This is a genomic window from Lentzea kentuckyensis (assembly GCF_002150765.1).
GTDB lineage: Bacteria > Actinomycetota > Actinomycetes > Mycobacteriales > Pseudonocardiaceae > Lentzea > Lentzea kentuckyensis.
Map to the genome: position 1 here is coordinate 120,413 of NZ_MUYM01000056.1, position 24,787 is coordinate 145,199.

General features: G+C 68.5%; 28 protein-coding genes. 17 read left to right on the plus strand and 11 right to left on the minus strand.

The annotated features are described in order from the left end of the window. Positions 1–129: 129 nt before the first annotated feature. From B0F77_RS25650 to B0F77_RS25695, 11 genes are all read left to right on the plus strand, one after another. On the plus strand, positions 130–852 hold the full coding sequence (locus B0F77_RS25650) for an alpha/beta hydrolase (protein WP_281252543.1): 723 nt from the start codon (positions 130–132) through the stop codon (positions 850–852). Continuing rightward, the gene (locus tag B0F77_RS25655) at positions 849–1,664 is read left to right on the plus strand and encodes an LmeA family phospholipid-binding protein (protein ID WP_086665522.1); all 816 of its coding nucleotides are present in this window, start codon (positions 849–851) and stop codon (positions 1,662–1,664) included. The genes B0F77_RS25650 and B0F77_RS25655 overlap by 4 nt, the downstream gene beginning before the upstream one ends. Further along, on the plus strand, positions 1,661–2,080 hold the full coding sequence (locus B0F77_RS25660; RefSeq protein WP_086665523.1) for a thioredoxin family protein: 420 nt from the start codon (positions 1,661–1,663) through the stop codon (positions 2,078–2,080). The genes B0F77_RS25655 and B0F77_RS25660 overlap by 4 nt, the downstream gene beginning before the upstream one ends. Positions 2,081–2,159: 79 nt before the next feature. After that, complete coding sequence (locus B0F77_RS50920) at positions 2,160–2,237, plus strand: putative leader peptide (protein ID WP_373294250.1); 78 nt, start codon at positions 2,160–2,162, stop codon at positions 2,235–2,237. Between the two features lie 71 nt (positions 2,238–2,308). After that, a complete protein-coding gene (locus tag B0F77_RS25665; protein ID WP_086665524.1) occupies positions 2,309–2,752 on the plus strand; it encodes a DUF4395 domain-containing protein in 444 nt (147 codons plus the stop codon). A gap of 29 nt (positions 2,753–2,781) precedes the next feature. Further along, positions 2,782–3,627: a sulfurtransferase gene (locus tag B0F77_RS25670; protein WP_086665525.1), complete on the plus strand. Its 846-nt coding sequence runs from the start codon at positions 2,782–2,784 to the stop codon at positions 3,625–3,627. 5 nt (positions 3,628–3,632) lie between these two features. Further along, the gene (locus tag B0F77_RS25675) at positions 3,633–3,932 is read left to right on the plus strand and encodes a DUF1416 domain-containing protein (RefSeq protein WP_086665526.1); all 300 of its coding nucleotides are present in this window, start codon (positions 3,633–3,635) and stop codon (positions 3,930–3,932) included. A 232-nt stretch (positions 3,933–4,164) separates the two neighbouring features. Then, positions 4,165–4,797 (plus strand): heme-binding beta-barrel domain-containing protein, encoded by a 633-nt coding sequence (locus B0F77_RS25680; RefSeq protein ID WP_086665527.1) that lies wholly within the window; start codon positions 4,165–4,167, stop codon positions 4,795–4,797. 118 nt (positions 4,798–4,915) lie between these two features. Further along, entirely contained in the window at positions 4,916–5,503 is a 588-nt protein-coding gene (gene pxpB, locus B0F77_RS25685) for a 5-oxoprolinase subunit PxpB (protein ID WP_086665591.1), read from the plus strand. Next, positions 5,500–6,351 (plus strand): 5-oxoprolinase subunit C family protein, encoded by an 852-nt coding sequence (locus B0F77_RS25690; RefSeq protein ID WP_086665528.1) that lies wholly within the window; start codon positions 5,500–5,502, stop codon positions 6,349–6,351. Before pxpB ends, B0F77_RS25690 begins: the two co-directional genes overlap by 4 nt. A gap of 84 nt (positions 6,352–6,435) precedes the next feature. Then, positions 6,436–8,970 carry a glycosyl hydrolase family 18 protein gene (locus B0F77_RS25695; RefSeq protein WP_086665529.1) on the plus strand — a complete coding sequence of 845 codons (2,535 nt, stop codon included), beginning with the start codon at positions 6,436–6,438 and terminating at the stop codon, positions 8,968–8,970. A 56-nt stretch (positions 8,971–9,026) separates the two neighbouring features. On the opposite strand, the gene B0F77_RS25700 is transcribed toward B0F77_RS25695, so the two are convergent. Further along, positions 9,027–9,869: an aminodeoxychorismate lyase gene (locus B0F77_RS25700; RefSeq protein WP_086665530.1), complete on the minus strand. Its 843-nt coding sequence runs from the start codon at positions 9,867–9,869 to the stop codon at positions 9,027–9,029. 71 nt (positions 9,870–9,940) lie between these two features. Here B0F77_RS25700 and B0F77_RS25705 point away from each other — a divergent pair, with 71 nt between their 5' ends. The 5 genes from B0F77_RS25705 to B0F77_RS25725 are packed head-to-tail and all read left to right on the plus strand — an operon-like array spanning position 9,941 to position 14,101. Beyond that, entirely contained in the window at positions 9,941–10,330 is a 390-nt protein-coding gene (locus B0F77_RS25705) for a Fur family transcriptional regulator (protein ID WP_166049435.1), read from the plus strand. Then, positions 10,327–11,388 carry a CAF17-like 4Fe-4S cluster assembly/insertion protein YgfZ gene (gene ygfZ, locus B0F77_RS25710; RefSeq protein WP_086665532.1) on the plus strand — a complete coding sequence of 354 codons (1,062 nt, stop codon included), beginning with the start codon at positions 10,327–10,329 and terminating at the stop codon, positions 11,386–11,388. The genes B0F77_RS25705 and ygfZ overlap by 4 nt, the downstream gene beginning before the upstream one ends. 19 nt (positions 11,389–11,407) lie before the next feature. Continuing rightward, positions 11,408–12,232, plus strand: a complete 825-nt coding sequence (locus B0F77_RS25715) for a beta-keto acid cleavage family enzyme (protein WP_086665533.1) — start codon at positions 11,408–11,410, stop codon at positions 12,230–12,232. A 60-nt stretch (positions 12,233–12,292) separates the two neighbouring features. Further along, positions 12,293–12,862 carry an RsiG family protein gene (locus B0F77_RS25720; RefSeq protein WP_086665534.1) on the plus strand — a complete coding sequence of 190 codons (570 nt, stop codon included), beginning with the start codon at positions 12,293–12,295 and terminating at the stop codon, positions 12,860–12,862. A gap of 57 nt (positions 12,863–12,919) precedes the next feature. Continuing rightward, positions 12,920–14,101, plus strand: a complete 1,182-nt coding sequence (locus tag B0F77_RS25725; RefSeq protein ID WP_086665535.1) for an MFS transporter — start codon at positions 12,920–12,922, stop codon at positions 14,099–14,101. On the opposite strand, the gene B0F77_RS25730 is transcribed toward B0F77_RS25725, so the two are convergent. After that, on the minus strand, positions 14,044–14,904 hold the full coding sequence (locus B0F77_RS25730; RefSeq protein ID WP_086665536.1) for a DUF8083 family protein: 861 nt from the start codon (positions 14,902–14,904) through the stop codon (positions 14,044–14,046). The genes B0F77_RS25725 and B0F77_RS25730 overlap by 58 nt on opposite strands. A gap of 173 nt (positions 14,905–15,077) precedes the next feature. Here B0F77_RS25730 and B0F77_RS25735 point away from each other — a divergent pair, with 173 nt between their 5' ends. Further along, on the plus strand, positions 15,078–15,266 hold the full coding sequence (locus tag B0F77_RS25735; protein WP_086665537.1) for a DUF3073 domain-containing protein: 189 nt from the start codon (positions 15,078–15,080) through the stop codon (positions 15,264–15,266). A 72-nt stretch (positions 15,267–15,338) separates the two neighbouring features. On the opposite strand, the gene B0F77_RS25740 is transcribed toward B0F77_RS25735, so the two are convergent. The 9 genes from B0F77_RS25740 to B0F77_RS25780 form a co-directional block, all read right to left on the minus strand. Continuing rightward, positions 15,339–16,334, minus strand: coding sequence for an NADH:flavin oxidoreductase/NADH oxidase (locus B0F77_RS25740; protein ID WP_086665538.1), 996 nt, complete (start codon positions 16,332–16,334; stop codon positions 15,339–15,341). A gap of 85 nt (positions 16,335–16,419) precedes the next feature. Further along, on the minus strand, positions 16,420–17,313 hold the full coding sequence (locus tag B0F77_RS25745) for a pentapeptide repeat-containing protein (RefSeq protein WP_158102824.1): 894 nt from the start codon (positions 17,311–17,313) through the stop codon (positions 16,420–16,422). Between the two features lie 82 nt (positions 17,314–17,395). Continuing rightward, on the minus strand, positions 17,396–19,249 hold the full coding sequence (gene iolD, locus B0F77_RS25750; RefSeq protein WP_086665540.1) for a 3D-(3,5/4)-trihydroxycyclohexane-1,2-dione acylhydrolase (decyclizing): 1,854 nt from the start codon (positions 19,247–19,249) through the stop codon (positions 17,396–17,398). Beyond that, complete coding sequence (gene iolB / locus B0F77_RS25755) at positions 19,246–20,133, minus strand: 5-deoxy-glucuronate isomerase (RefSeq protein WP_086665541.1); 888 nt, start codon at positions 20,131–20,133, stop codon at positions 19,246–19,248. The genes iolD and iolB overlap by 4 nt, the downstream gene beginning before the upstream one ends. Then, entirely contained in the window at positions 20,130–21,035 is a 906-nt protein-coding gene (locus B0F77_RS25760) for a Cgl0159 family (beta/alpha)8-fold protein (RefSeq protein WP_086665542.1), read from the minus strand. Before B0F77_RS25760 ends, iolB begins: the two co-directional genes overlap by 4 nt. Beyond that, entirely contained in the window at positions 21,032–21,964 is a 933-nt protein-coding gene (gene iolC, locus B0F77_RS25765) for a 5-dehydro-2-deoxygluconokinase (RefSeq protein WP_086665543.1), read from the minus strand. The genes B0F77_RS25760 and iolC overlap by 4 nt, the downstream gene beginning before the upstream one ends. Next, a complete protein-coding gene (locus B0F77_RS25770; protein WP_086665544.1) occupies positions 21,961–22,731 on the minus strand; it encodes an ATP-binding cassette domain-containing protein in 771 nt (256 codons plus the stop codon). Before B0F77_RS25770 ends, iolC begins: the two co-directional genes overlap by 4 nt. Next, on the minus strand, positions 22,728–23,717 hold the full coding sequence (locus tag B0F77_RS25775) for an ABC transporter permease (protein ID WP_425435722.1): 990 nt from the start codon (positions 23,715–23,717) through the stop codon (positions 22,728–22,730). Before B0F77_RS25775 ends, B0F77_RS25770 begins: the two co-directional genes overlap by 4 nt. 75 nt (positions 23,718–23,792) lie before the next feature. Next, positions 23,793–24,776, minus strand: a complete 984-nt coding sequence (locus B0F77_RS25780; RefSeq protein WP_086665546.1) for a sugar ABC transporter substrate-binding protein — start codon at positions 24,774–24,776, stop codon at positions 23,793–23,795. Positions 24,777–24,787 lie beyond the last annotated feature (11 nt).

Below are 24,787 nucleotides of genomic sequence, written 5' to 3' on the forward strand. Positions count from 1 at the left end.
CAGCGGCGTACGGTGACCGGGCCCCGTTGCCTGCGGATGACGGAGACAATACCGGTGCAACCCGAGAAAGTCCCAGGTCAAGAAGTCGTGCTCACAGTTGTTTCCACAAGCGTCACGCCTGTTACATCCATGTCACATGACGGAGTGCGCTTGCACGGCGTCCACCACAAGGGCGAAAACGACCTCGCTTTCGTTGTGGGACATGGGTTCACGAACAACGTGGCCAAGCCGTACGTCTCTCGCGTGCTGGCTCGTTTGGCCACGCACGGCGGTGTGGTCGCGTTCGATTTCCGCGGGCACGGACGCTCTGAAGGACGCTGCACGGTCGGCGCGGACGAGATCCACGACATAGAGGCAGCCGTCCAGACGGCCCGCTCGCTGGGCTACCGCAAGATCGCCACGGTCGGGTTCTCGATGGGCGCCTCGGTGGTCCTCCGGCACGCCGCACTGGGAGAGACCAGGCCAGATGCCGTCGTCTCGGTGAGCGCGCCGGCTCGCTGGTGGTCCCGCGAGACCGCTCCCATGCGCCGGGTGCACTGGTTGCTGGAGCAGCCGCACGGGAAGCTGGCGGCACGGGCGATCGGGGTTCGCCTCGGTGACAGCTGGGTACAACCGCCGGAGAGTCCGCTGGAGGTGGTGTCGCGCATCACGCCGACCCCACTGCTGATCGTGCACGGTGACCTGGACCACTATTTCAGCGTGGAGCACGCCATGTCCCTGCACCGCGCGTCCTTGGGACATGCCGAGCTGTGGATCGAGAACGGCATGCGGCACGCGGAATCAGCCGCGACTCCAGACCTGGTAGACCGGATGGCGGCATGGATCGCCGGTGAAGTCGAGGACGAGGCATGACTGCGCACACCCCTGCACGTCCGCGAAAGAAGTCGCGGCGCGGGAAGTTCCTGATCATCACGGTGCTCGTGCTGGGCGTACTGCTGGTGGCGGCGGACTTCGCGCTGGCGGCGGCCGGCGAGTACCAGATCGCCCAGCGCATGCGCGAGAAGCTACAGCTCAAAGAAGACCCGAACGTGCGCATCAACGGGTTCCCGTTCATCCTGCAGGCGTTGCGCGGTGACTACACGCACGTCCGGATCGACGCGCTGGGCGTGCCGATCAAGGACGAGCAGCAGGGCGTCGACCTGCGCGACCTCGACATCGGCGCCGACCTCCGGCACACCCGCATCGAGCTCGCGGACCTGTTGGCGGGCAACGTCTCCAAGGCGACCATCGACGAGGTCGAGGGCAGCGTCAAGATCAAGGCGCCGGACCTGAACCGGCTCGCGAACCAGGTCACGCCGTTCGACAAGCTCTCGATCGAGCCGGACAACCGCCTCGCCACGCAGACCCCGGCCGACCCGGTGGTGCCCAAGACCACCGCGGCGATCAAGCTCTCCGGCCAGACCAACGTCGCCGGCAAGGTCGTCACGCTCACCGCGTACGGCCAGATCGCCCTGGTCAGCGGCGCTATCCAGATCAACATCGACGACATCGAGCTGGACGACGCCTCGCTCAAGCAGATCGTTCCGCAGCTGCGCCAGGCACTCGCGATCAAGATCGACCCGGGCAAGCTCCCGTTCGGCGCGACGCCCACCGCCGTTGAGGTGGAAAGCGGTGCGTTCAAGCTCACCGGCAAGATCACGGATGTACCGTTGGTCCAACGATGACTGGTGTGTGGGCGCTGCTGGGCGCGCTGGCCGTGGCCGGCGCGATCGGTTTGCTGCTCAAGGTCCGCGAGGGCCGCATCTCTCGTCGTGACACCGCTTCCAGTTCTCTCGGCGACCTGCCCGCCCCCGTGCGCGACCTGCTCGCGCCGGGGGTGACGCTGGTCCAGCTCTCCACGACGTTCTGCGCGCCGTGCCGCCACGCGAAGGTGATCCTGCGCGATCTCGCCGACGGCACCGACGGCCTCACGCACGCCGAACTCGACGTCACCGACCTCCCCGACGTCGCCACCAAGCTCGGCGTCATGCGCACCCCCACGACGTTGGCGTTGACCGCCGACGGCACCGAGGTGTTGCGAGTCGGTGGCGTGCCGAAACGCGACTCCTTGCTGGCCGCTCTGCAGCCGCATTTGCCCTAATCCGGTCGAGTGAACCTGCGTTGTTCCACCAGATGGACATACCTCCCGGACCGAGGGATTGAGGGCTACCCTCGCTGGCATGACCTTGCTGCTCACGAAGCGACGCGCGGTTGACCTGTGCCGCGTGCGCAGCAGCCTGTGTCGCACGACGAGCTGATTGGGCTGCTTGACGCCCACAGCTACCTCTGACGGACTGATTTCTCCTCGTCCGATTGCCCGGAGGTCGTCGTGCCCAAGGACTCCCCAGTAGACCCGCGCGGACCGCGCTTCTCCGCCTGGATGACCACCGTCGTCCTGGCCGTCGTGTTGCTCACCGGCTGGTGGCGCCTGCTCGCCGCCCAGACGGTGCTCTTCGCGATGTGCGCGTTCATCTCGCTGAAGCTCAACCCGTGGGGTCACGTCTACCGCTACGCGATCCAGCCGAGGATCACCCCGACCACCGAACGCGAGGAGGCGGCCCCACTGCGCTTCGCCCAGGGCGTCGGCTTCGTCTTCGCACTGATCGGCACCCTCGGTTACGCCACGGGCCTGACCACGCTCGGCATGGTCGCGACCGGCTTCGCACTGGTCGCAGCGCTGCTCAACGCCGCGCTCGGCCTGTGCCTCGGGTGCGAGATGTACCTGCTGCTGCGCAGGCACGCACCCGCCCTCGCACGTCCGCAATCGCAATAAGCCCAGTACAAATACAGGAGCAACTTCCCATGAGCCGTGAGAACGTGCTGGTCTCGGCCGCCTGGTCCGAGGAGAACCTCCAGACGCCCGGCGTCGTCTTCGCGGAGGTCGACGAGGACACCACCGCGTACGACGGCGGTCACATCCCCGGCGCCGTCAAAATCGACTGGAAGAACGAGCTGCAGGACCCGGTCCGCCGCGACTTCGTCGACCGCGAGGGCTTCGAGAAGCTGCTCTCCGCCAAGGGCATCTCCAACGACGACCAGGTGATCCTCTACGGCGGCAACAACAACTGGTTCGCCGCCTACGCCTACTGGTACTTCAAGCTCTACGGCCACACCAACGTGAAGCTCCTCGACGGCGGCCGCAAGAAGTGGGAACTCGACGGCCGCCCCCTGGACAAGGACGAGGTCACCCGCGAGGCAACCTCCTACAAGGCCCAGGAGCAGGACCTCTCGATCCGCGCCTTCCGCGACGAGGTCGTGGACGCCATCGGCAACAAGAACCTGGTCGACGTCCGCTCCCCCGACGAGTTCTCCGGCAAGCTCCTCGCCCCGGCCCACCTCCCGCAGGAGCAGGCCCAGCGCGGCGGCCACATCCCGTCGGCCGTGAACGTGCCCTGGTCGAAGGCCGCCAACGAGGACGGCACCTTCAAGTCCGACGAAGAACTGAAGGCGATCTACGCCGAAGCAGGCTTCGACGGCTCCCGCAAGACCATCGCGTACTGCCGAATCGGCGAGCGCTCCTCGCACACCTGGTTCGCCCTGCGCGAGCTGCTCGGCCACGAAGACGTCAAGAACTACGACGGTTCTTGGACGGAGTACGGCTCGCTCGTCGGCGTGCCGATCGAACTCGGTTCCGGCAAGGAGGCCTGATCAACATGACCAACGGCTGCGGCGCGCCCGCCCAGGGCGGCACCATCGAGTCCGACACGACAGAAACGGTCCTGGAGGGCAAGGTCCTCTCGGACGGCGCCCCGGTCGGCGGCGCCTTCGTGCGCCTGCTCGACTCGACCGGCGAGTTCACCGCAGAGGTGGTCTCCTCCCCGGAGGGCGACTTCCGCTTCTTCGCGGCCCCCGGCACCTGGACCGTCCGCGCACTGCACCGCACCGGCAACGGCCAGGCCGACGTCTCGGCGTCCGGCCCAGGCGTGCACGCGGTGGAAATCGCGGTCGCCTGATGTCACGCGGGGGCCCCGCGTGCCCTTGAGGGAAACGCGGGGTCCCCGCGTGCCGTTCACGAACGAGTGATGAACGTCCCGGTGGCGTGGCCCACCGGGACGTTCCGCGTCTGAGCAGCCGAGATATCCTCTACGCCGTGGAACACATCTTCACCGGACTCCTGGTCCTAGTGACAATCGCGGTCCTGTGGTTCGCGGCCTACGTCGTCTACCGCCTCTACTCCGACCAGCGATGACGACCACCCCCACCCCAGGCAGCGGCGACGAGGCCATCCGCCTGGCCGAAGAACGAGCCGCCTCGACGCGCGAGCGCAACCTCCCGCAGTTCTCCGACATGCCCATCCCGGGCGACACGGCGAACCTGCGCGAAGGCGCCGACCTCAACGACGCCCTCCTGGGAGTCCTCCCCCTGGTAGGGGTCTGGCGAGGCGAAGGCGAAATCGTCTACCCGACGATCGACGGCCCGTTCCGCTTCGGCCAGCAGATCACCTTCGCCCACGACGGCCGCCCGTTCCTCATCTACGAGGCGAGGTCCTGGCTCCTCAACGAGGCCGGCGAAGTGATCCGCCCCGCGGCAAGAGAACAAGGCTTCTGGCGTCCGCAGCAAGACGACACCATCGAGCTGCTGCTGACGCACAACACCGGCATCGTCGAGCTGTACTACGGCAAGGTGCGCACGCAGACGTCGTGGGAGTTCGAGTCGGACGCGATCATCCGCTCCGCCACGGCCAAGGACGTCCAGGCCTCTCAACGTCTGTACGGCATCGTCAACAACGGCGACCTCGCCTACGTCGAGGAGCGCGCAATGGTCGGCCAGCCGCTGCAGCCGCACGCGTCCGCACACCTCAAGCGCATCGTCGGCTAGCTCGTTCGCAGCCGATCGTTCGCACCCGATTGCTCAACAGCCTTCGATCCAAGGATTGTTGAACAATCCGGCGTGTCGGATTGTTCAACAATCCCACGATTCCCCGTAGCATGTGCTCATGCTGCTACGGCGCTGCGGAACCGATGCGCTCCTGGTCGAGGTCGACTCGCTGACCGAGGTCGCGGCCGTCCGCGCAGCCCTCCAGGGCATCCACGGCATCGAGGAACTGGTGCCGGCCGCGCGAACGGTGCTGGTCAAGGGCGCGCTCCCGCAGGTCAGGGATGCCCTCAAGGACATCGACCTCACCAAGGCGCCGGCAACTCACCCACGCGAGATCACCGTCCCCGTCGTCTACGACGGCCCGGACCTCGACCTGGTCGCCGAGGCAGCCGGAACTACGCCTGACGGGGTCGTGAAGCTTCACACCGAGGCCACCTACGAGGTGGCGTTCTGCGGCTTCGCTCCTGGATTCGCCTACCTGACCGGCCTGCCCGCGAGCCTCCAGCAGCCGCGCCTCGACTCCCCGCGCACGAAGGTCCCGCGGGGCTCGGTCGGCATCGCGGGTGAGTTCACCGCCGCCTATCCCAGGCCCACACCAGGCGGCTGGCGGCTGATCGGCCGCACCGAGATCACCCTGTTCGACCCGAAGGCCGACGTCCCGGCGCTGCTGCAGCCCGGCGACCTGGTCAGGTTCGTGATCGCATGACCAGAACCGTCACGATCCTCCGCACCGGTCCGCAGGCCCTGGTCCAGGACCTCGGCCGGCCGGGCAACGCGCACCTCGGCGTCCCGCCCTCCGGCGCGGTGGACCCGCTCTCGCTGACCCTGGCCAACCGGCTCGTCGGCAACGACGAAACCGCGGCCGGGCTCGAACTCCTGCTGGGCGGTGCCCGCATCCGGGCCGACGCCTCCTGCACGATCGCCGTCACCGGACCGAGCGTCGAAGTCCGCATCGACGGCAGGCTCGCCGACTCACACCAGCCTCTGCACCTGCCCGAAAACGCCACCGTCGACATCGGCACCCCCCAAACCGGACTGCGGACGTACGTGGCGATCTCCGGTGGCGTCCAGGCGCCAGAAGAACTCGGCAGCCGCTCCACCGACCTGCTCTCCGGAATCGGTCCAGACCCGTTGCGGGACAACGACGTCCTGACGCTCGGCACACCGAATCCGGCGAACGGCGCGGACGTGGTGCCACCTCACCCGGCCCTGCAAACGTTGGTCATCCCGATCAGACTCGGCCCGCGCGACGACTGGTTCGACGACGCGGAAACCCAGCTGCGGCAAGGAAGCTGGACCGTGTCCGACCGCAGCAACCGGGTCGGCGCGCGGCTGCAGGGCACGAAGCTGAATCGTCGTGACGGGGAGATTCCCAGCGAGGGCATGATCACCGGCGCGGTCCAGGTGCCGCCGGACGGGCAGCCCGTGGTGTTCCTGAACGATCATCCGACGACCGGTGGCTACCCCGTCATCGGCGTCGTCGACTGTGATCACCTGCGGTTTCTCGGCCAGGCTCGGCCCGGCACGAGCGTCCGGTTCCGCCCGATCGGCTGAGGACCAGAGCGTTGACGTAAGTGGTCCAGACCAAATAACGTAACCGGCGGGCCGCCGCGGACCTCTACCAATCTGGAGTTCCGCATGCGCCGAATCCCTGCCCTGCTAGCGGTTTTGGTCGCTGTGCTCGCACTGGCGGTCCCCGCACGGGCCGCCACGGGCATCACCGCGACCTTCTCCCGCACCGGCACGAGTGGCAAGTTCGTGGTCGCCAACGCGTCCACGACCGCGCTCAACGGGTGGTCGATCAAGTTCGACCTGCCGGCCGGTGTCACCGTCAGCAACGCCCAGAACGCGACGACCACCCAGAACGGCACGAGAGTGACGCTCACTCCGGCCTTCTACATCAACAATCTTCCGCCGGGACGCGACACCGAGCCGTACAGCCCCACGTTCACGTTGAGCACTGCGGCCGACCCGACCACCTGCACGATCAACAACATGGCCTGCGACGGCACCGGTGATCCGGCGCCGCCCGCGAGTGGTGTCACCGCCGACTACTCGGTGGCCGGCGGCACGGCGAAGTTCATCGTGCGCAACAACACCACCGCGGCCATCTCCGACTGGTCGATCGTCTTCACGCTGCCCAACGGCGTGACGGTAAGCAACGGCCAGAACGGCACCGTCAGCCAGTCCGGCAACCAAGTCACCGTCACCCCTGCCCACTACAACAAGAGCGTCGCGGCGGGTGGCAGCACCGAGCCGTACAGCCCGACGTTCTCCATCAGCTCCAACGTGGAGCCGGTGACCTGTCGCATCAACAACGCGAACTGCAGCGGCGCGCCGGACACTCCGCCCAGTGCCCCAACGGGTCTGAGCTCACCGAGCAAGACCACGCGCACGGTGACGCTGCAGTGGAACGCCTCCACGGCGGGTTCGCTGCCGATCGCGGGCTACGACGTCTACACCGGCTCAACCCTCGCGACGAGCAGCACCGCGACGTCCGCGATCATCACCGGCCTCAACCCGAACACCGCGTATTCGTTCACGGTGCGGGCCAAGGACACCAAGGGAACGCAGTCGGCGCCGAGCGCGGCCGTCAGCGTGACGACCAACAATCCCGCCAACGACACGACCCCACCGACAGCACCGGGCAATCTGCGCTCGACCGCCAAGGACGCGGGCAGCATCACGTTGGCGTGGAACGCTTCCACCGACAACAGCGGTGTCGCGAACTACGACGTCTACGTGGGCACGGCCGTGAAGACGACGGTCTCCGGCACCTCGACAACAGTGAGCGGCCTCGCGCCGTCCACGAGCTACACCTTCACCGTCAGGGCCCGCGACACCTACGACAACGTGTCCGCGGCGAGCAACGCCCTGACCGAACGCACCAGTGACATCGTCGGCGGGTACGCCCGTGTCGGGTACTTCGTGCAGTGGGGCATCTACGGGCGCCAGTACTTCGTGAAGGACATGGACGCCGCCAAGCTGACGCACGTCAACTACGCGTTCGGCAACATCGACCCGGTCAACCTGACGTGTCTGCACGGCGTCACGAAGGGCACGAGCCCGAACCCGCAGGACCCGAACCAGGGCGACGGCGCGGGCGACGCGGAAGCCGACTACAGCAGGCCGATGAGCGCGGCGCAGTCCGTCGACGGGGTCGCGGACAGCGGCTGGGAACCGTTGCGCGGCAACTACAACCAGCTCAAAAAGCTCAAGGCGAAGTTCCCGAACCTCAAGGTGCTGATCTCGCTCGGCGGCTGGACGTACTCGAAGTACTTCTCCGACGTCGCGGCGACCGACGCGGCGCGCAAGAAGTTCGTGTCGTCCTGCATCGACGTCTATCTCAAGGGCAACCTGCCGACCTACAACGGTGCCGGCGGCCCCGGCACCGCGGCGGGCATCTTCGACGGCTTCGACCTCGACTGGGAGTGGCCGGGCGCCGAAGGCCACGCGGGCAACCACTTCGGCCCGCAGGACAAGGTCGACAACAGCCTGTTGATCGAGGAGTTCCGCCGGCAGATCGACGCGTACGGCGCCACGACCGGCAAGCGCTACCAGCTGACCGCCTTCACCCCTGCCGACCCGGCCAAGATCGCGGCGGGCTGGGAGCTCGGCCGGGTCGCGCAGTCGATGGACATCTTCAACGTCCAGGGCTACGACTTCCACGGCTCCGGCAGCGACAACTCGTGGGAGCCGAACCGGACCGGCCACCAGGGCAACCTCTACCCGGACCCGGACGACCCGTACCCGTTCCACTTCGACGTCGCGAGCACGGTGCAGGCCTACCTCGACGCCGGGGTGCCGTCGCGCAAGATCACGCTCGGGCTCGCGTTCTACGGCCGCGGCTGGCAGAACGTGACCAACGGCGGCAAGAACGGCGAGTGGCAGCCAGCGGGTGGGGCGGCGCCGGGCCAGTTCCCGGAGGAGGCGGGCACGCGCGGGTACGCCAACCTCGTCGCGTCCGTGCCGAACTGCACCGTCTTCCACGACGAGGTGGCCGTGGCGACGTCCTGCTACACCGGCAACCAGTGGTGGACCTTCGACGACGCGTGGTCGATCCAGCGCAAGACCGCGTGGCTGAAGTCGAAGAACCTGCTGGGCGCGATGTTCTGGGAGATGTCGGGTGACCGCGGCCCGTTGCTGGCCGCGGTCGACGCCGCCCTCCGCTGAGGTCGATGAAGGGCTCCTTCATCCACCTGAGGTCGATGAAGGAGCCCTTCATCCCGTCAGTACTCGGACTCGTAGAGGCCCTGGAGTTCGGTGAGAAGAGCTGAGGAGTCGGGCAGCTGCTTGCCGTCCAGCGTGTTCACCCGCGTGATCTTGCGGACGCTGGACGCGAGGAACACGCCCTCGGCGTCGTAGAGCTCGCCGGTCTGGATCGGCTCCACGAGCACGGTCCAGCCGGCGCGCTCGGCGGCGCGGAACAGCGCGTACTGCGTGGTGCCGGGCAGGATGCCTAGCTTCGACGGCGGCGTCACCAGCGTCCTGCCGCGCACCAGGATCACCGTGGAGGTCGGGCCCTCGAGCACCGAACCGCTGGAGGTCGTGAAGATGACCTCGACGGCGCCGCGGCGCTCGGCCTCGCGGATCGCGGCCATGTTGATCGCGTACGACAACGACTTGGCGCCCAGCAGCAGCCACGGCGCGCGGTCGGCGAGGTCCGGCTCGATGCCCCGGTCCAGAGTCACCGCGGACAGGCCCTCCGCGCGCTGCTTGAGCACCTTCGCGCCGATCTCCATGCCGAGCGCGAACCCGGTGCCGACGCCGTCGCCACCCTCGATGCCGCGGGTGTAGACGAGCTTGAGGGCGAACTCCCGGCCGCCGGTCCAGTTGCCGATGACGAGCTCGACGGCGCGCTCGAACTCCGCGCGCGGCGGCGCGGGCATGTCGAGCATGGCGGCGGACCGGTCCAGCCGGTCCAGGTGCGGCGTGAGTTCGCGGGGCTTCCCGTCGACCACGAGGATCGTTTCGAACACGCCGTCACCGCGCATGAGTCCGAGGTCGTCGACGCGGATCTGCGGCGAGTCGGGGTCAGCGAGGGTTCCGTCGAGCAGTGCCAGCACGCGCATGGACCGAGCCTACTAACATCGGTGTCGTGGAGACCGCAAGAGGCCTGCGCAAAACGCTGCACGACCGCGGTATGCGGATGACGCCGCAGCGTCAGCTCGTGCTGGACGCGGTTCGGTCGCTCGAGCACTCGACGCCCGAGCAGATCTGTCAGCGCGTCCAGGAGACGGCGCCGACGGTCAACATCACGACCATCTACCGCACGCTCGACCTGCTGGACCGGCTCGGGCTGGTGCGGCACACACACCTGGGCCACGGCGCGCCGAGCTACTCCGTCGACGACCACCAGCACGTGCACCTGGTGTGCCACGTCTGCGGCCGGATCGACGAGATCCCGTGTGAGCTTCTCGACCCGCTGGTCGGAACATTGCGGGCGCGCGACGGGTTCGAACTGGATGCAAGCCATCTCGCGCTGTCCGGCACGTGCCGCGACTGTTTGAAGCAGGAGCAGGAGACCGAGTGACCCTCCCCGGAGCCGTCCCGCCGCCCGACGATTCCATCGATGCCGGCGTCGCCTGGCACTACGGAGACCCGTTCGCCGAGCAACGTTCGGCCGCGCGGTCCGTCGTGGTCGTGGACCGCTCCAACCGCGGTGTGATCGCGATTCCGGGCGAGGACCGGCTCAAGTGGCTGCACCAGCTCACCAGCCAGCACTTCGAACAGCTGGGCGAGGGTGCCTCGACCGAGGCGCTGATCCTCGACGCGCAGGGCCGTCTGGAGCACCACATGGTCGTCGCGAACGTCGGCGGCACGGTGTTCCTCGACGTCGAGAAGGTCGACGACCTGCTGACGTACCTGAAGAAGATGGTCTTCTGGTCCAAGGTCGAGCCGCGCGACGCCACGGCCGAGTTCGCGCTCCTGTCGATCATCGGACCGGACGCTCCCGCGATCCTGGAGAAGCTCGGCATCCCCGTGCCCACCAGCGTCGACGCGCTCGGTGACGGGTTCGTGCGCCGGACGTCGTGGCCACTTCAGCATTCGTTCGACCTGCTGGTGCCGCGCGCCGACCGCGAGCAGTGGTGGCAGCGGATCACTGACGCGGGCGCGCGTCCGGCTGGCAGCTTCGCGTTCGAGGCCCTGCGGGTCGAGGCGCTGCGGCCGCGCCAGGGCGTCGACACCGACGAGCGCACGATCCCGCACGAGGTCAACCTGATCGACCCCGCCGTGCACCTGAACAAGGGCTGCTACCGGGGCCAGGAGACGGTCGCGAAGGTCCACAACGTGGGCCGCCCGCCGCGCCGGATGCTCCTACTCCACCTGGATGGTTCTGCGGACGGCCAGCCGGAGACCGGTGACCCGGTCACCCTGGACGGCCGCGCGGTCGGCCGGGTGGGCAGCGTGGTGTTGCACCACGAGCTGGGCCCGATCGCGTTGGCGCTGGTCAAGCGGTCTGTGCCGGTGGACTCGGACCTCGTCGCCGGAGCTCCCGAAAGGGAGGTTCAGGCACGAATCGACCCCGACTCGGTGCCGGCGGACACGCCTGGTCTGGGCCGGGAAGCCGTTCGCAACCTGCGGGGATGAACCCCTAGAGTCCCGGGACATGTCCTTGGGCACTCTCATCACGGTCGCTCCCACCGGAGCGGAGCACGCGAAAGCCGACGTCCCGCAGCTTCCAGTGACCCTGGAAGAGCTGGTCTCGACGGCCCAGAGCTGCGAGCAGGTCGGCGCGGCGATGATCCACGTCCACATCCGCGGCGAGGACGCCTTGCCGTCGCTGGACCTCGGCCGCCTGAAGGCCACCGTCGAGGCTCTGCGCTCCGAGACCAACCTCGTCGTGCAGCTCTCGACCGGCGGGTCGGTGCACGACCCTGAGGAGAACCGGCTCCGCGTGCTCGAAGCGATGCCGGACTCGGCGTCCTGCACGATGGGCACGGTCAACTTCGGCGACGACGTGTTCATGAACCGCTGGGAGTTCATCGTCGCCCTGCACAAGGGCATGCAGGAACGCGGCATCGTGCCGGAGTACGAGATCTTCGACATCGGCCAGCTGGCGTCGTTGAAGCGCCTGCTGGACCAGCACGGCCTGCCCGCGGGCGGTCACGTGCACGTCGACTTCGTCATGGGAGTGCCCGGCGGCATGCCCGGAGACGCCGCGACGCTGGTCGCCGCAGTCAACGCTCTGCCGGACGGCGCAACCTTCTCCGCCACCGGGATCGGCCGGACCACGCTGCCGGTGATGTTCACCGCTTTGGGTGCGGGTGGCCACCTCCGAGTGGGTATGGAGGACACGATCAGCTACTCACGTGGTGTGCCCGTTCGGGACAACGCACAGCTCGTAGCGCGCGCAGCAGGCCTGGCGAAGATCGCGCAACGGCCTGCTTTGTCGCCAGATGAGACGCGAAAGCTCCTGGGCGTGCACATTTGAGACAAGTTTGGTGCATGGGATGTGTTGGCGGGTGAGGAGGATCTACCGCAGGATGGACACGTGATCGAGGTGCGTCCTGGCGGGCGCCGCCGAATCGACCGGGTGCTCGCCCCCGACTACACGGAGGGCGTCGAGCAGCGCCCGCTCGTCGAGGTGCGCGAACTCCGCGACGAGGCAGCGCAGGAAGAGACCGACCTGTCCTACCTGCGGCGGCTGCTGCACGCGCGGATCGACATCGTGCGTGCGGAGCAGGAGCGCCGCAGTTCCGGCGGTTCGGCGGTGGTCGAGCAACTGGCCACGATCCTGTCCACGAACGCTGTTGGGCCGGCGACCGGTCTGGGCCGGTACCAGACCCATGAGCCGTCACGTGCTGATGCGCACCAACGGCACGTCGAGGCGCTTGTCTCCGACGTGGACCTCTCCGACGTGAGCAAGTTGTCCGACGATCGCCTCGGCGAGGCGTTGGAGATCTTCATCGCGGAAGAGGCCTCGGTGTCGGTGCGGCGACGCGAGGTGCAGGTGGTCGTGGACAAGCTCAACGCCGAGATCGCTTCGCGCTACCAGCGCGGGAGCGCGTCGGTGGACGAGCTGCTGGCGGCCGAGCGCGGACACCACCGCAGGAAGAGCTGACTCCCACATTCTGGGACGGTCGTTCCACTTTCTGGGCAGCCGACCTAGCGTGCCCTCATGGGGTATCGCTGGGTCGTGCTGTGCATCGGAGCGTTGGCGCAAGGCACGAACGCGGCCGTGTTCCTCGGCCTGCCCGCGATCAGCCCGCAGCTCCAACAGCACTTCTCCCTGACGTTGCCGCAGGTCGGCCTGCTGCTGGGGGCCGTCAACCTGGGCACGATGATCGCGCTCGTGCCGTGGGGAGTCGTCGCGGACCGACGCGGTGAACGGCTCGTCATGACCATCGGCGGCCTCGGTGCCGCCGCGTGTCTGCTCGCCGTGGCGTTGGGCAACGCCTGGATCGCCGGACTCGCTCTGCTCGGCGCCGGACTGTTCGGAGCGAGCGTCAACGCGGCCAGCGGCCGGGCGGTGATGTCCTGGTTCAGCCAGGGGTCACGCGGTCTCGCGATGGGCGTCCGCCAGACGGCGACCCCGCTCGGAGCAGCCCTGACCGCCGCCTTCCTGCCCGGAATCGCGATCGCGGCGGGCGTCCCCACGGCGTTCGTCGTGCTGGCCGGCTTCACGGCGTTCGTGGCGCTCGCCGTGGCGGTGCTCGTACGGGAACCACCGGGCGCGGTCCGGGCGAGTTCCGAGCACGGTCTGGTGCTCAGGGACCCCAGGCTGCTGCGGCTGTCGGTCGCCAGCGGACTGCTGGTGGTTCCCCAGTTCACCGCGACCGCGCTGCTGGTGCCCCTCCTGCACGAACACCGCGGGATGAGCGTCACGGCGGCCGCAGCGGTCTTCGCCGTCGCCCAAGCGCTCGGCGGGGCCGGACGACTCGCGGTCGGCGTGTGGTCGGACCGGGTGCGCAGCCGCATCGGGCCGTTGAAGATTCTCGCGGTGCTCACCGCGGCAGGGTTCGTGCTGGTCGCCGCGCTGGACCAGGCGCCGTTGCCGGTGCTGGTGGCGATCCTGGTCCCGACCGGTGTGTTCGCCCTGTGCTGGAACGGCCTCGCGGTCACCGAGGCCGGTGAGCTCGCACCGGACGGCCGCAGCGCCACCGCGATCGCCATGCAGAACTCGGCGAACTACCTCAGCGCCGCGACCACGCCGTTCCTCGCGAGCTTCGTCGCGGTGCACGTGGCGTGGCCTGCTGCCATGGTGCTGGCAGCAGTGGCGGCCGTGACCGCTCGGGTGCTGCTTCAGCCGTGGCGTTCCCTGCGGGCCAGCTCGCCCCAGAACTCGCGCAGCGTCTCGTAGCGCAACGCCACCTCGTCGGCGTCGCCCGACTCAAGCGCGTCGACGATGGCGTTCACGTCCGCCGCCGACGTGTCCTCCAGCAGGTCCTTGTCCTCCAGCAGCTGCACCAGGCCGCCGTAGTCGAGCTCGACGGCCGAGTGCGGATGGAAGTGCTCCAGCCAGCGGCCGGTGTCGGCGAGGACCGTGGCGGGCCCCTCGTCGCCCAGCGCGTTCTTCACGACCTTGAGCGCCCGTGCGACCCGCCGGCGTGCGTCGGCCATCGCGATGCGCCACGACACCTGACGTTCCGGGTCGTCCTGGGCGCTGGCCAGCACCACGCGGCGCTGGGCCGGGTCGACCAGGGCGAACCACGGCAGCGGCACGGTCCAGGTCGTGGAGATGACGTGGACGGCTCCTGCCGAGAGCTCTGCCATCACGGCCGACGCGCGCGCTCGGACAGTTTCGGGAGCAATGTCGAGGGCCGCGTCCTGAAGGATCGGCGGAGCGGAGGCCAGGAAGCCCACCAGAGCCGCCGCGGAGCGCGCCCTGAGGTCGAGGGGGCAGACGAGCGGTCCCGGGCCGACACGCGCGGCGTCAGAGGTCGGAACCTCGGCGGGGCTGATCGTCATCACGTCGAACGACTCGCCCGGAAGCAGCTTTTGTCCCAACTGTGATCGCAACCACAGCTCGCGTTCCCGGTCGCCCACCTCCGCGCGAGGCACAGGGCCGTTTTCCAGGGCTTTTCGCACCTTGTCCGCTAGCGGTGCGTCCAATACCGATAACGGTTCGTACACCCGTAGGTAGGCGACGAACGGTCTGGGCACCTGTGCATCCTTCCACGCGAGGGCGGCCGCGAGATTTGGCGGTACGTGTCACGCCTACCGCGTCGCGAGGAACCCCATCGGCACGGTACGGTAGTTACCAGGAACTAGTTGTCGAGACGAGTGGGGCCGCCGTTCCCCCGGCCGCCCCCGTCCCTGTGCGAGGGGGTCGAGCCATGGGGCGCGGCCGAGCGAAGGCCAAGCAGACGAAGGTCGCCAGGGAGCTCAAATACAGCTCTCATGAGACCGACTTCGCTGCGCTGCAGCGCGAGCTGTCTGGTGACGAAAGGTCGCCGAACGGGAGTAGTGGTGGCGATGAGCCACGCGACGACCCGTACGACGATTACGACGACTACCGTCGCTGAATTCAGCCTGAAGAGTTCAAGGGTTGGGCAACCGGATCATCGGTGCCCAGCCCTTGAACTCTGAGGGCGCTTTCAGAATGCCCTGGCGTACTGCCTCGGCGCATTGACCTCCACACCCAACTCCTGAGCCGCGTGCAGCGGCCAGTACGGGTCGCGGAGCAGTTCGCGCGCGAGCAGCACCAGGTCAGCGGATCCGTCCGTCAACACTTGTTCGGCCTGCTTCGCCCCGGTGATCAGGCCGACCGCACCCGTGGGCACGTCTGCCTTGTGTCGCACCGCTTCGGCGAGCGGCACCTGGTAGCCGGGCCCGATCGGGATGTCCGCCTGCGCGGTGTTGCCACCGCTGGACACGTCGATCAGGTCCGCGCCCGCGGCCTTGAGCGCCAGTGCCAGCACAACGCTGTCGTCGGCAGTCCAGCCGTTGTCGACCCAGTCGGAGCCGCTGATCCTGACGATCACCGGCACCTCCGGGCCGACCGCTGCCCGCACGGCGGCGGTGACCTCGACTGGCACGGCGATGCGTTCCTCGATGCTGCCCTCGTTCGTGAGCGGCGAGTAGTACTCGTGGAGCAGGTAGCCGTGCGCGGCGTGGATCTCGAGGACCTCGAAGCCCGCTTCCAGTGCGCGGAGGGCACCCTCGACGAAGGCCTTCACGACTTCAGTGTGGTTTTCGAGCTTCTCCGGCGTGTTAAGACCGGGGAACGGCTCTGTGGTCGGCGCGACCGGAACCCAGTCACCGAAGGCCTTGCGACCGGCGTGCGCGAGCTGGATGCCGGGCACCGAGCCCTGGTCCTTGATGAACGCCGTGACGCGCTGCCAGGCCGCGACCTGCTCGTCGTTCCAGATGCCGACGTCCTGCGCCGAGATGCGGCCCTCCGGTGTGACCGCCGTGGCCTCGGCGATGACCAGGCCGGCGCCACCGACCGCGCGGGAGCCCAGGTGGACGAGGTGCCAGTCGGTCGGCACGCCGTCTTCCTTCGTCACCGAGTACTGGCACATCGGGCTGACCGCGATGCGGTTGGGCAGCGTGACCGAGCGCAGGGTCAGTGGGGAGAAGAGCAAGCTCACTTCGGGCTCCCTTGGAACGATTCGTAGGGCTACGAACTGTTCAAGGGAATGCCGTCAGCGTGTTGTTCCCGGACGTGAGGTTGTCTCAGTCACTGAACAGTGACGCAGAGACACCAAATCGGGCGAAACCGGTCGGCCAGATCGTCTTGCCGTCGACGCGGGCGCCGTCGAGGACTGCTTCGTCCAGGTGGAGCGCTCGCATGTCCGCCCCACGGAGGTCCGCGTCGGTCAGGTCGGCGCCGCGCAGGTCGGCACCTTCGAGGTAAGCGTTGCGCAGAGAGGCTTCTCGCAAGCTCACGCGCTCCAGATCGGCCAGCCGGAGATCGGTGCGGTGGAGGTCGCAGCCGTCCAGGCGCGTGCCCCGCAACCGTGCCCTGGCCAAATTGGACCAGCGGATCTCCGCCTGGCTCAGGTCGCCGTTCTCCAGGTAGGCACTGCGCAGGTCCACCCGCGAGAGGTTCACCGGCGGCGCTTCGCGAGCCTTCGGCTGACGAGAGAGAACAGCCAGCGCGGTCTGGACGTCCGACGCGCGGATCCGCAGCCACGGCAGAGCCCGGTCGACGGCCGGCGTCGGGTGTTCCGGTCCGTCCGGCGATCCGACCGGCCAGGGGGACTGGTTGCGCAGGAAGCTGCCGATGGTCAGCTGGATGAACCTGCGGTCCTCCGCGGAGTTGTTCGCGATCCGCTCCAGCACGTAGAGGCCACCGATCCGGACGTCCACGTTGTCGCTGCCGAGGTGCTCGATCGCCCGGCTGTACCGATCGGTGATCTGGCCGTCCCTGTTGACCCTGACCTGGTACCAGGTCGCCGTGGCTCCGAGCACCACCAGCAGCCCGGCGACGGCTTGCAGCAGGATCGAGCGTGCGTTGTTCCGCAGCTGTCCCTGGGCCTGCTGCAACGCGACGTCGGCGCTCGGCAGGGCCGGGTACTGCAGCTCCGGCACGATCACGATGATCGCGAGCAGGACGAGGACACCCACTGCCAGAAGCCAAACTGTTCGCCGCGCCACGGCCGAAGATCCTCGTTCACGACAGTGGCGCGGCGGTATCCGCTGTTGGAGTTCAGCTCAGGTAGCGGACCTGCCTGGCCTTGCCCTCCAGCACCTCGTCACGAGCGGCCGCGATCCCCGGCCGGTGCGAGACCTCCGGCACGCCGACCTCCCACCACGCCCCGGCCTCGGTCCACGACGACGGGTGCGTCCGGATCACGACGACGGCCGGGCGACGCTCGGACACCGCCACCTCGCGGGCCTTGCGGTAGGCGCCTTCGAGGTCGGCCAGCGAGTCGGCGGGGAAGACCGCGCAACCCATCGCGGCCGCGTGGGCCGCGAAGTCGGTGCGGGGTGGTTCGGGGTGGCTGGTGGTGCAGTCGGCGTAGAGGTTGTTGAAGCCGGCGCCGCCCTGGCCGGTTTGCAGGCGGTGGATCACCGCGTAGCCGTCGTTGTCGCAGACGACGGCCACGAAACCGTGGCCCGCGAAGGCAGCGGAGAAGAGTTCGGCGTTCAGCATCAGGTACGAACCGTCGCCGAGCAGGGTGGTGACCACGCCGTCGGTGTGGGCGATCGCGGCTCCCCAGGCGCCGGCCAGTTCGTAGCCCATGCAGGAGAAGCCGTACTCGACGTCCATGGTGGCCTCGCCAGAGGCGCGCCAGCCGCCGATCAGCTCGCCGGGCAGGCCGCCGGACGCCGTCATGACGTAGTCGGTGGGGCCGCTGACGTCGTTCACGACGCCGACCACCTGGGCGTAGGTGGGCAGGCCGGTGCCGGGGGTGCGCAGCGCGGTGATGTGCTGGTCCCACTTCGCGCGTTCGGTCTGGGCGCGGCGGGTCCAGTAGGCCGGGGCCTGCCAGGAGGCGAGCTCGTCGGTCAGTTCGCGCAGGCCCTCGTCGGCGTCGGCCACCAGGGCGAACGAGCCGTGCTTCACGGCGTCGAAGCGGGCCGCGTTGAGCGAGACCAGGTGCACGTCCGGGGAGAAGACGGTCCAGGACGCCGTGGTGAAGTCCTGCAGGCGGGTGCCCACGGCGATGACCAGGTCGGCTTCGCCGGCCAGGACGTTGGCCGACGTCGAGCCGGTGATGCCGAGCGGGCCGGCGTGCAGCGGGTGCTCGTGCGGGACGAGGGTGCGGCCCGCGGTGGTCTCGGTGATCGGGATGCCGTGTTGTTCGGCGAACCGCAGTGCGCGGCCGGCGGCACCCGAGTAGCGGACGCCGCCGCCCAGGACCAGCAAAGGCCTTGAGGCCGAACGGATCGCGCGAGCGGCTTCGGCCAGCGCGGTCAGGTCAGGGCGCAGGCGCAACGGCCGGTGGACGACCTCGGCGAACAGCGACTCCGGGAAGTCGTAGGACTCGGCCTGGACGTCCTGCGGGAGCGCCAGGGTCACGGGTCCGCAGTCGGCCGGGTCGGTCAGGACGCGCGCCACCTGCGGGAGCGTCGAGAGCAGCTGCTCGGGGCGGGTGATGCGGTCGAAGTAGCGGCTGACCGCGCGGAACGCGTCGTTGACCGTCGCGGTCGGGTCGTGGAAGTGCTCGACCTGCTGCAGCACGGGATCGGGCGCGCGGCCGGTGAAGGTGTCGCCTGGCAGGAGCAGGAGAGGCAGCCGGTTCGCGTGGGCGACGCCGGCCGCGGTGACCATGTTCAGGGCGCCGGGGCCGATCGACGACGTGGCGACGCCGACCTGGCGACGGTGCGTGGCCTTGCCGATGCCGACCGCGGCCAGGGCCATGCCCTGCTCGTTGTGGCCGCGCCACACGGGGATGCGGTCGCGGACCTCCTCCAGGGCGTTGCCGAGGCCGAGCACGTTGCCGTGGCCGAAGATCGCGAACACGCCGGGGAACAGCGGCGCGCGCGTGCCGTCGAAGAGTTCCGTGCGCTGGGCCAGCATCCACCGGACCAGTGCCTGCGCGGTCGTCAGCTTCACTTGACTCGCCCCTCAGCAGTCGTGACCGGACAGCGCGGGTCGAGCTCCTGCGTCGCCCAGCTGTCGCGGACCCAGGTGTGCGCCGGGTCGTCGCAGAACGCCATCGAACGCTCTGAGCCCGGTCCGGCGAGAACGTTCAGGTAGTACATGGGATATCCCGGCGCCGCGACGCACGGACCGTGGTAGCCGCGCGGGATCAGGAAGACGTCGCCGTCCCGCACGGTCACGTCCTCGTCGATCGTGCCGTCGTCGGTGTACGTGCGGTGGAATCCGAAACCGGTGCGGGAAGGCGTGACCTGGTCCCGGTCGGCGATGCGGAAGTAGTAGATCTCCTCGTTGTCCACCTCGCACGGCTCCGAAGAGTCGTGCTTGTGCGGCGGGTACGAGGACCAGTTGCCGTCCGGGGTGATCAGCTCGCACGCGTTGAGCTTGTCCGCGTGGTCCCACACGCCCGGCACGCCGAAGTTCGTGACCTGGCGGGTGGCGTTGCCGGAACCGCGCACCTCGACCGGCACGCCGTCGGCCGGGCCGTACCTGGGGCTCAGGCGGTTCTCGCAGCGCGCCATCGGCAGGGCGATCTCACATCCGTCCACAGAGGACAACGTGACCGAGGCGTCCCTGGGCACGTACGCGAAGTCCGTGACGCGGGTGAAGACCGAGTCGCGGCCCTGCAGCTCGTACCGTTCGTCGTCGACCTCGACCACGAGAGACCCGGCCAGCGGCAGCACGAACGCCTCGAACTCGCCGGTCTCGATCGTGCGCACCCAACCGGCCTCGATCCGCAGCACGCGCAGACCCGTGTAGGTCCAGCTCGCGTCCTCGGGCGTCAGGTAGATGACGTCCGTGGAGGTCGAGAGAGTCCCATGTGGACGGTGCAGGGTCATACCGTGACTCCCTTGGCGGTGCGCAGGATTTCGGCAGCGGCGGCAACGGCGGCGGCGACATCACCGTCCGGCGGATAGAGCAACGCACGGCCGACGACCAGGCCGCGCACGGTCGGGTGGCGCAGCGAGCGGCCCCACGACGCGAGGTCGTCCTCCGGGTTCGCCGACGGCACCCCGCCGAGCACCAACGCGGGCAACGCCGTGGTGTCCAGCACGACCTCCGGCTCGTTCGGCGCCGGCAGCTTCAACCAGGTGTAAGCCGAGGTCGCACCGAGCCCGGCAGCCACGGCCGACGCACGCGACAGCGCCGCGGAGTCCTTCTGCAGCACCAGCTTGTCGTTGTGATCGCGCTTGTAGGGCAACGGTTCGACCATCGCCATCAGGCCGTGCTCGGCGAGTTCGGTGACGGCCCGCGCACAGCCTTCCAGCGTCGGGATCGTGCCGGGGTCCGAGTCGACCAGGCGCAGCAGCATCTTGCCGCCGTCCAGGCCGAACGTCGCGATGGACGACGCGTCGTAGGCGGTGAACCTGTCGTCGATCTCCCAGTCCGCACCGGCGAGGCCTCCCCGGTTCATCGAACCGATGACCACGCGCTCGTTCAGGCCGTCCAGCAGCAGCAGGTCCTCGATCACGTCCGGCGTGCCGAGCACTCCGTCGACCGCGGGGTTCGCCAGCGCCGTCAGCAACCTGTCGAGCAACGACCGTCGATCGGCCATCGCCAGCGGGTCGCCGCCGACGCCGAGCGCACCCCGGGCCGGGTGGTCCGCGGCGACCAGGAACAGCGTGGACTTGCCGTTCAGCAACGAATTGCGCCGCTTGCGGGACTGGTAGGCCCGTCTGATCGAGCCGGGGTCCTCTGCCCGCCGCCACAACAGTTCGCGCCACTGCCCGTCAGTGATCACAGCATGTCCTCGATCTCTTTCTGGTCCGGCATCGCATCCGCGCAGGCCAGCCGGGACGCCACGATCGCGCCCGCCGCGTTGGCGTAGCGGGCGATCTTCACCGGGTCCCAGCCGGACAGCAGGCCGTGCACCAGCGAACCGCCGAACGCGTCGCCGGCGCCGAGCCCGCACACGACCTCGACCGGGTTCGGCTCCACGGTCCAGCGGCCCTCGGGAGTGGCCACGAGCACGCCCTCGGCGCCCTTCTTGATCAGCGCCAACGAGATCCCGCGGGCCAGCAGCCGGTCAGCGGCCTCGTCGGGATCGGAGGTGCCGACCGCGACCTCGACCTCGGTTCGGTTGCCGACCGCGACCGTGACGTGGTCGAGCATCCAGCTGATCTCGGCCCGTGCGGTCTTCACGTCCGGCCAGAACATCGGCCGGTAGTCCAGGTCCAGCACCGTGTGCTTCTTCCGCCCGCGGTTGGCCAGCATCATCCGCTGGGTCCCACGGGCGGGTTCGGCGGAAACACCGGTTCCCGTGACCCACAACAACGGGACCTCACGGGTGAGAGCCCAGGGCACGTCTTCCTCGTTCAACGTCAGGTCCGGCGCGGTCGGCAGCCGGTAGAACAGCAGCGGCGGGTCCGCCGGCGGGTTGAGCTCGCAGAACACCACCGGTGTCAGCAGATCCGGCGAGGTGCCGACGTGTTCCGACGACACCCCGAAGCCTTCGAGTGCCTGCCGGACGTAGGTGCCGAACCCGTCGGGCCCGACCTTGGTGAGCACACCGGCTTTGCGTCCGAGCCGTGCGGCGGCGACCGCGACGTTGGTCGCGGTGCCGCCGAGCGACTTGGCGAACGTGCTGACCTCGGCCAGCGGCACCCCGGACTGCTCCGGGTAGAGGTCGACACCGACCCGGCCGACGGTCAGCACTTCCAGCGACGTCACGCCTCGACACCTCGCAGCTCGTGAGCCAGTGCTTCCAACTCGGCGCCGCCGGCCATCTGGCGGGTCAGCTCCTCGAGGTTGATCTCCGACTTCTCGTACGAACCGAGCGGCCGGCCGCGCTTGAGCAGCAGGAACCGGTTGCCGACCGGGAAGGCGTGGTGCGGGTTGTGCGTGATCAGCACGACGCCGAGGCCGCGATCACGCGCCTGGGCCACGTACTTCAGCACGACACCGGCCTGCTTCACGCCGAGCGCCGCGGTCGGTTCGTCCAGGATCAGCACCTTGGCGCCGAAGTACACCGCGCGGGCGATGGCAACGCACTGCCGTTCGCCGCCGGACAGCGTTCCGACGGGCTGTTCCACGTCCCGCAGGTCGATGCCCATGTCGGACAACGCCTTCTTGGTGATCTCCTTGCCTTTCTTCCGGTCCAGGAACCCGAACTTCGTCGTCGGTTCCGAGCCCAGGAAGAAGTTGCGCCACACCGACATCAGCGGCACGACCGCGAGGTCCTGGTACACGGTCGCGATGCCGTGGTCCAGGGCCTCACGCGGCGAGGAGAACTTGATCTCGGTGCCCTCGACCTTGAACGAACCCTGGTCGTGCTGGTGGACGCCGGCCAGGATCTTGATCAGCGTCGACTTGCCGGCGCCGTTGTCGCCGAGCACGCAGGTGACCTCACCTGCGTTGACCACAGTGGACACATCGCTCAGCGCGATGACGCTGCCGTAGGTCTTGCCGATGTTCTCGGTCTCGATGAGCGCGGTCATCGCTTCACCCTTTCCGCCCGACGGCGAAGCATGTTGTTCACCAGCACGGCGGCCAGCAGCATCACGCCGAGGAACAGCTGGAACCAGTCGCTGTTCCAACCGGCGTAGACGATGCCCTGCCGGGCCATGCCGAAGATCAGCGCGCCGATCGCCGCGCCCACCGCGGACCCGAAGCCACCGGTGAGCAGGCAGCCGCCGATCACCGCCGCGATGATGTACTGGAACTCCAGGCCGATGCCCTGGTTCGCCTGCACGCTCGCGTACCGCAGGATGTTGATCGAGCCGACCAGCCACGCCGCGAACGCCGTGGTCATGAACAGCAGGATCTTGGACCGCACGACCGGCACACCGACCGCGCGCGAACTCTGCGCGGCACCACCGATCGCGAAGATCCAGTTACCGAACTTGGTGCGCATCAACACCGTCGACGCGATCACGGTGAACAGGACCCACCAGATGATCGACACGTAGAAACTGGTGCCGCCGATCTGGAACGTCGACGCGAACAGGAACCCGGCCGACTCGTAGCCGGCCGTCTCCCGCATGCCCGACACCTGCACGCTGCCCGTCACCAGGCGCGTGACGCCGAGGTTGAGGCCCTGCAACGCGAGGAAGCTGCCCAGCGTCACGATGAAGCTCGGCAAGCCCGTGCGCATCACGAGCCAGCCGTTCAACGCGCCCACCGCCAACGCGAAGGCGAGCGACACGAGCAACGACAGCCAGACGTTGAGTCCCAGCTGGGTGGCGAGGAGAGCCGTGACGAGCGCGGTGGACGCGGTCATGACACCGGCGGACAGGTCGAACTCGCCGCCGATCATGAGCAGCGCCACCGCGACCGCCATGATGCCGAGCATGGACGCGTCGTCCAGCCAGGTGGCCGCACCACCCATGCTCAGGAACTGCTCGGTGACCACGGAGAAGAACAGGAACACGAGCAGTGCGCCGAGCATGGCGCCGATCTCCGGGCGCTTGATCAGCTGATCCATCACCCTGGGCTTGCTCAGCCGTTCGTCGGCAGCCGGTGGAGCTGTGGCCGTCACGGTCATCTCCCCGCCTCCTCCTTACCTCTTGCCGTTCTTGGCGTACTCCGCGACCTTGTCCACATTGGACTTGTCGACGAAGCCGGGACCGGTCAGCACGGGCTTGCCGCCACCGAGGGTGTTCGCGTTGTCCTTGAACAGCTTCAGCATCACGATCGGCAGGTAGCCCTGCTCGTACTGCTGCTGGTCGACGGCGAACAGCACGTCACCCGCCTTGATCGCGCTGACCACGTCCGCGTTCAGGTCGAACGTCGCGACCTGCGCCTTCGAGCTCGCACCCTTGATCGCGGCGGCCGCGTTCACGGCGACCTGCGGGTTCAGCGCCAGCACACCGTCGACGGCGGTGTCGGACTGGAGCTTGGCCTTGATGCGGGCCTCGATGTCCGTGGGGTTGGAGATGTCGACCTGGAGGTTCTCCACCGCGCCGCCGAAACCGGTGCGGGCACCGTCGCAGCGCTGGTTGAGGCCCGTGTTGCCGGCCTCGTGGATCACGCACAGCAGCTTGGTCTTGCCGGCCGCCTTGAGCTTCTTGCCCGCTTCCTCACCGGCGATCGACTCCTCCTGGCCGACGTGCGCCATGGCACCGAACTCGGCGCTCTTCGCGCTGCCGGAGTTGATCGTGATGACCGGGATGCCGGCCTTCACCGCGTTCTCGATGGACGTCTTGAGCGCGTCCGGGTTCGCCATCGACACCACGATGCCGCCGACCTTCTGCGACACGGCGTTGTCGATCAGCTTCGCCTGGGCGCCGGGGTCGCCGTCGGAGTTGTACGTGACGCCGACGCCGAGCTGCTTGCCCGCGTCCTCGGCACCGACCTTCACCACGCTCCAGAACGCGTCACCCGCGGTTCCGTGCGTGATCACAGCGACTTTCAGGTCACCGGAAGCCGGTGCGCTGTTGTTCTGCGTGTTCTGGGTGTTGGAACCCGTGGGACCGCTGCAGGCGGCGAGTAGAGCAACACCGGCGAGGGCAACGCCCGCACGGATGACCAAGCGAGACTTCATCGTCTCCAGTC

Excerpts from the sequence above, each read along its gene's own strand:
- B0F77_RS25780 (WP_086665546.1), bottom strand. The coding sequence starts at position 24,776 with ATGAAGTCTCGCTTGGTCATCCGTGCGGGCGTTGCCCTCGCCGGTGTT.
- B0F77_RS25775 (WP_425435722.1), bottom strand. The coding sequence starts at position 23,717 with ATGGATCAGCTGATCAAGCGCCCGGAGATCGGCGCCATGCTCGGCGCA.
- B0F77_RS25695 (WP_086665529.1), top strand. The coding sequence starts at position 6,436 with ATGCGCCGAATCCCTGCCCTGCTAGCGGTTTTGGTCGCTGTGCTCGCA.
- B0F77_RS25705 (WP_166049435.1), top strand. The coding sequence starts at position 9,941 with ATGCGGATGACGCCGCAGCGTCAGCTCGTGCTGGACGCGGTTCGGTCG.
- B0F77_RS25680 (WP_086665527.1), top strand. The coding sequence starts at position 4,165 with ATGACGACCACCCCCACCCCAGGCAGCGGCGACGAGGCCATCCGCCTG.
- B0F77_RS50920 (WP_373294250.1), top strand. The coding sequence starts at position 2,160 with ATGACCTTGCTGCTCACGAAGCGACGCGCGGTTGACCTGTGCCGCGTG.
- B0F77_RS25770 (WP_086665544.1), bottom strand. The coding sequence starts at position 22,731 with ATGACCGCGCTCATCGAGACCGAGAACATCGGCAAGACCTACGGCAGC.
- B0F77_RS25655 (WP_086665522.1), top strand. The coding sequence starts at position 849 with ATGACTGCGCACACCCCTGCACGTCCGCGAAAGAAGTCGCGGCGCGGG.
- B0F77_RS25700 (WP_086665530.1), bottom strand. The coding sequence starts at position 9,869 with ATGCGCGTGCTGGCACTGCTCGACGGAACCCTCGCTGACCCCGACTCG.
- pxpB (WP_086665591.1), top strand. The coding sequence starts at position 4,916 with ATGCTGCTACGGCGCTGCGGAACCGATGCGCTCCTGGTCGAGGTCGAC.
- B0F77_RS25660 (WP_086665523.1), top strand. The coding sequence starts at position 1,661 with ATGACTGGTGTGTGGGCGCTGCTGGGCGCGCTGGCCGTGGCCGGCGCG.
- B0F77_RS25675 (WP_086665526.1), top strand. The coding sequence starts at position 3,633 with ATGACCAACGGCTGCGGCGCGCCCGCCCAGGGCGGCACCATCGAGTCC.
- B0F77_RS25715 (WP_086665533.1), top strand. The coding sequence starts at position 11,408 with ATGTCCTTGGGCACTCTCATCACGGTCGCTCCCACCGGAGCGGAGCAC.
- B0F77_RS25735 (WP_086665537.1), top strand. The coding sequence starts at position 15,078 with ATGGGGCGCGGCCGAGCGAAGGCCAAGCAGACGAAGGTCGCCAGGGAG.
- B0F77_RS25650 (WP_281252543.1), top strand. The coding sequence starts at position 130 with ATGTCACATGACGGAGTGCGCTTGCACGGCGTCCACCACAAGGGCGAA.
- B0F77_RS25690 (WP_086665528.1), top strand. The coding sequence starts at position 5,500 with ATGACCAGAACCGTCACGATCCTCCGCACCGGTCCGCAGGCCCTGGTC.
- B0F77_RS25725 (WP_086665535.1), top strand. The coding sequence starts at position 12,920 with ATGGGGTATCGCTGGGTCGTGCTGTGCATCGGAGCGTTGGCGCAAGGC.
- B0F77_RS25670 (WP_086665525.1), top strand. The coding sequence starts at position 2,782 with ATGAGCCGTGAGAACGTGCTGGTCTCGGCCGCCTGGTCCGAGGAGAAC.
- iolB (WP_086665541.1), bottom strand. The coding sequence starts at position 20,133 with ATGACCCTGCACCGTCCACATGGGACTCTCTCGACCTCCACGGACGTC.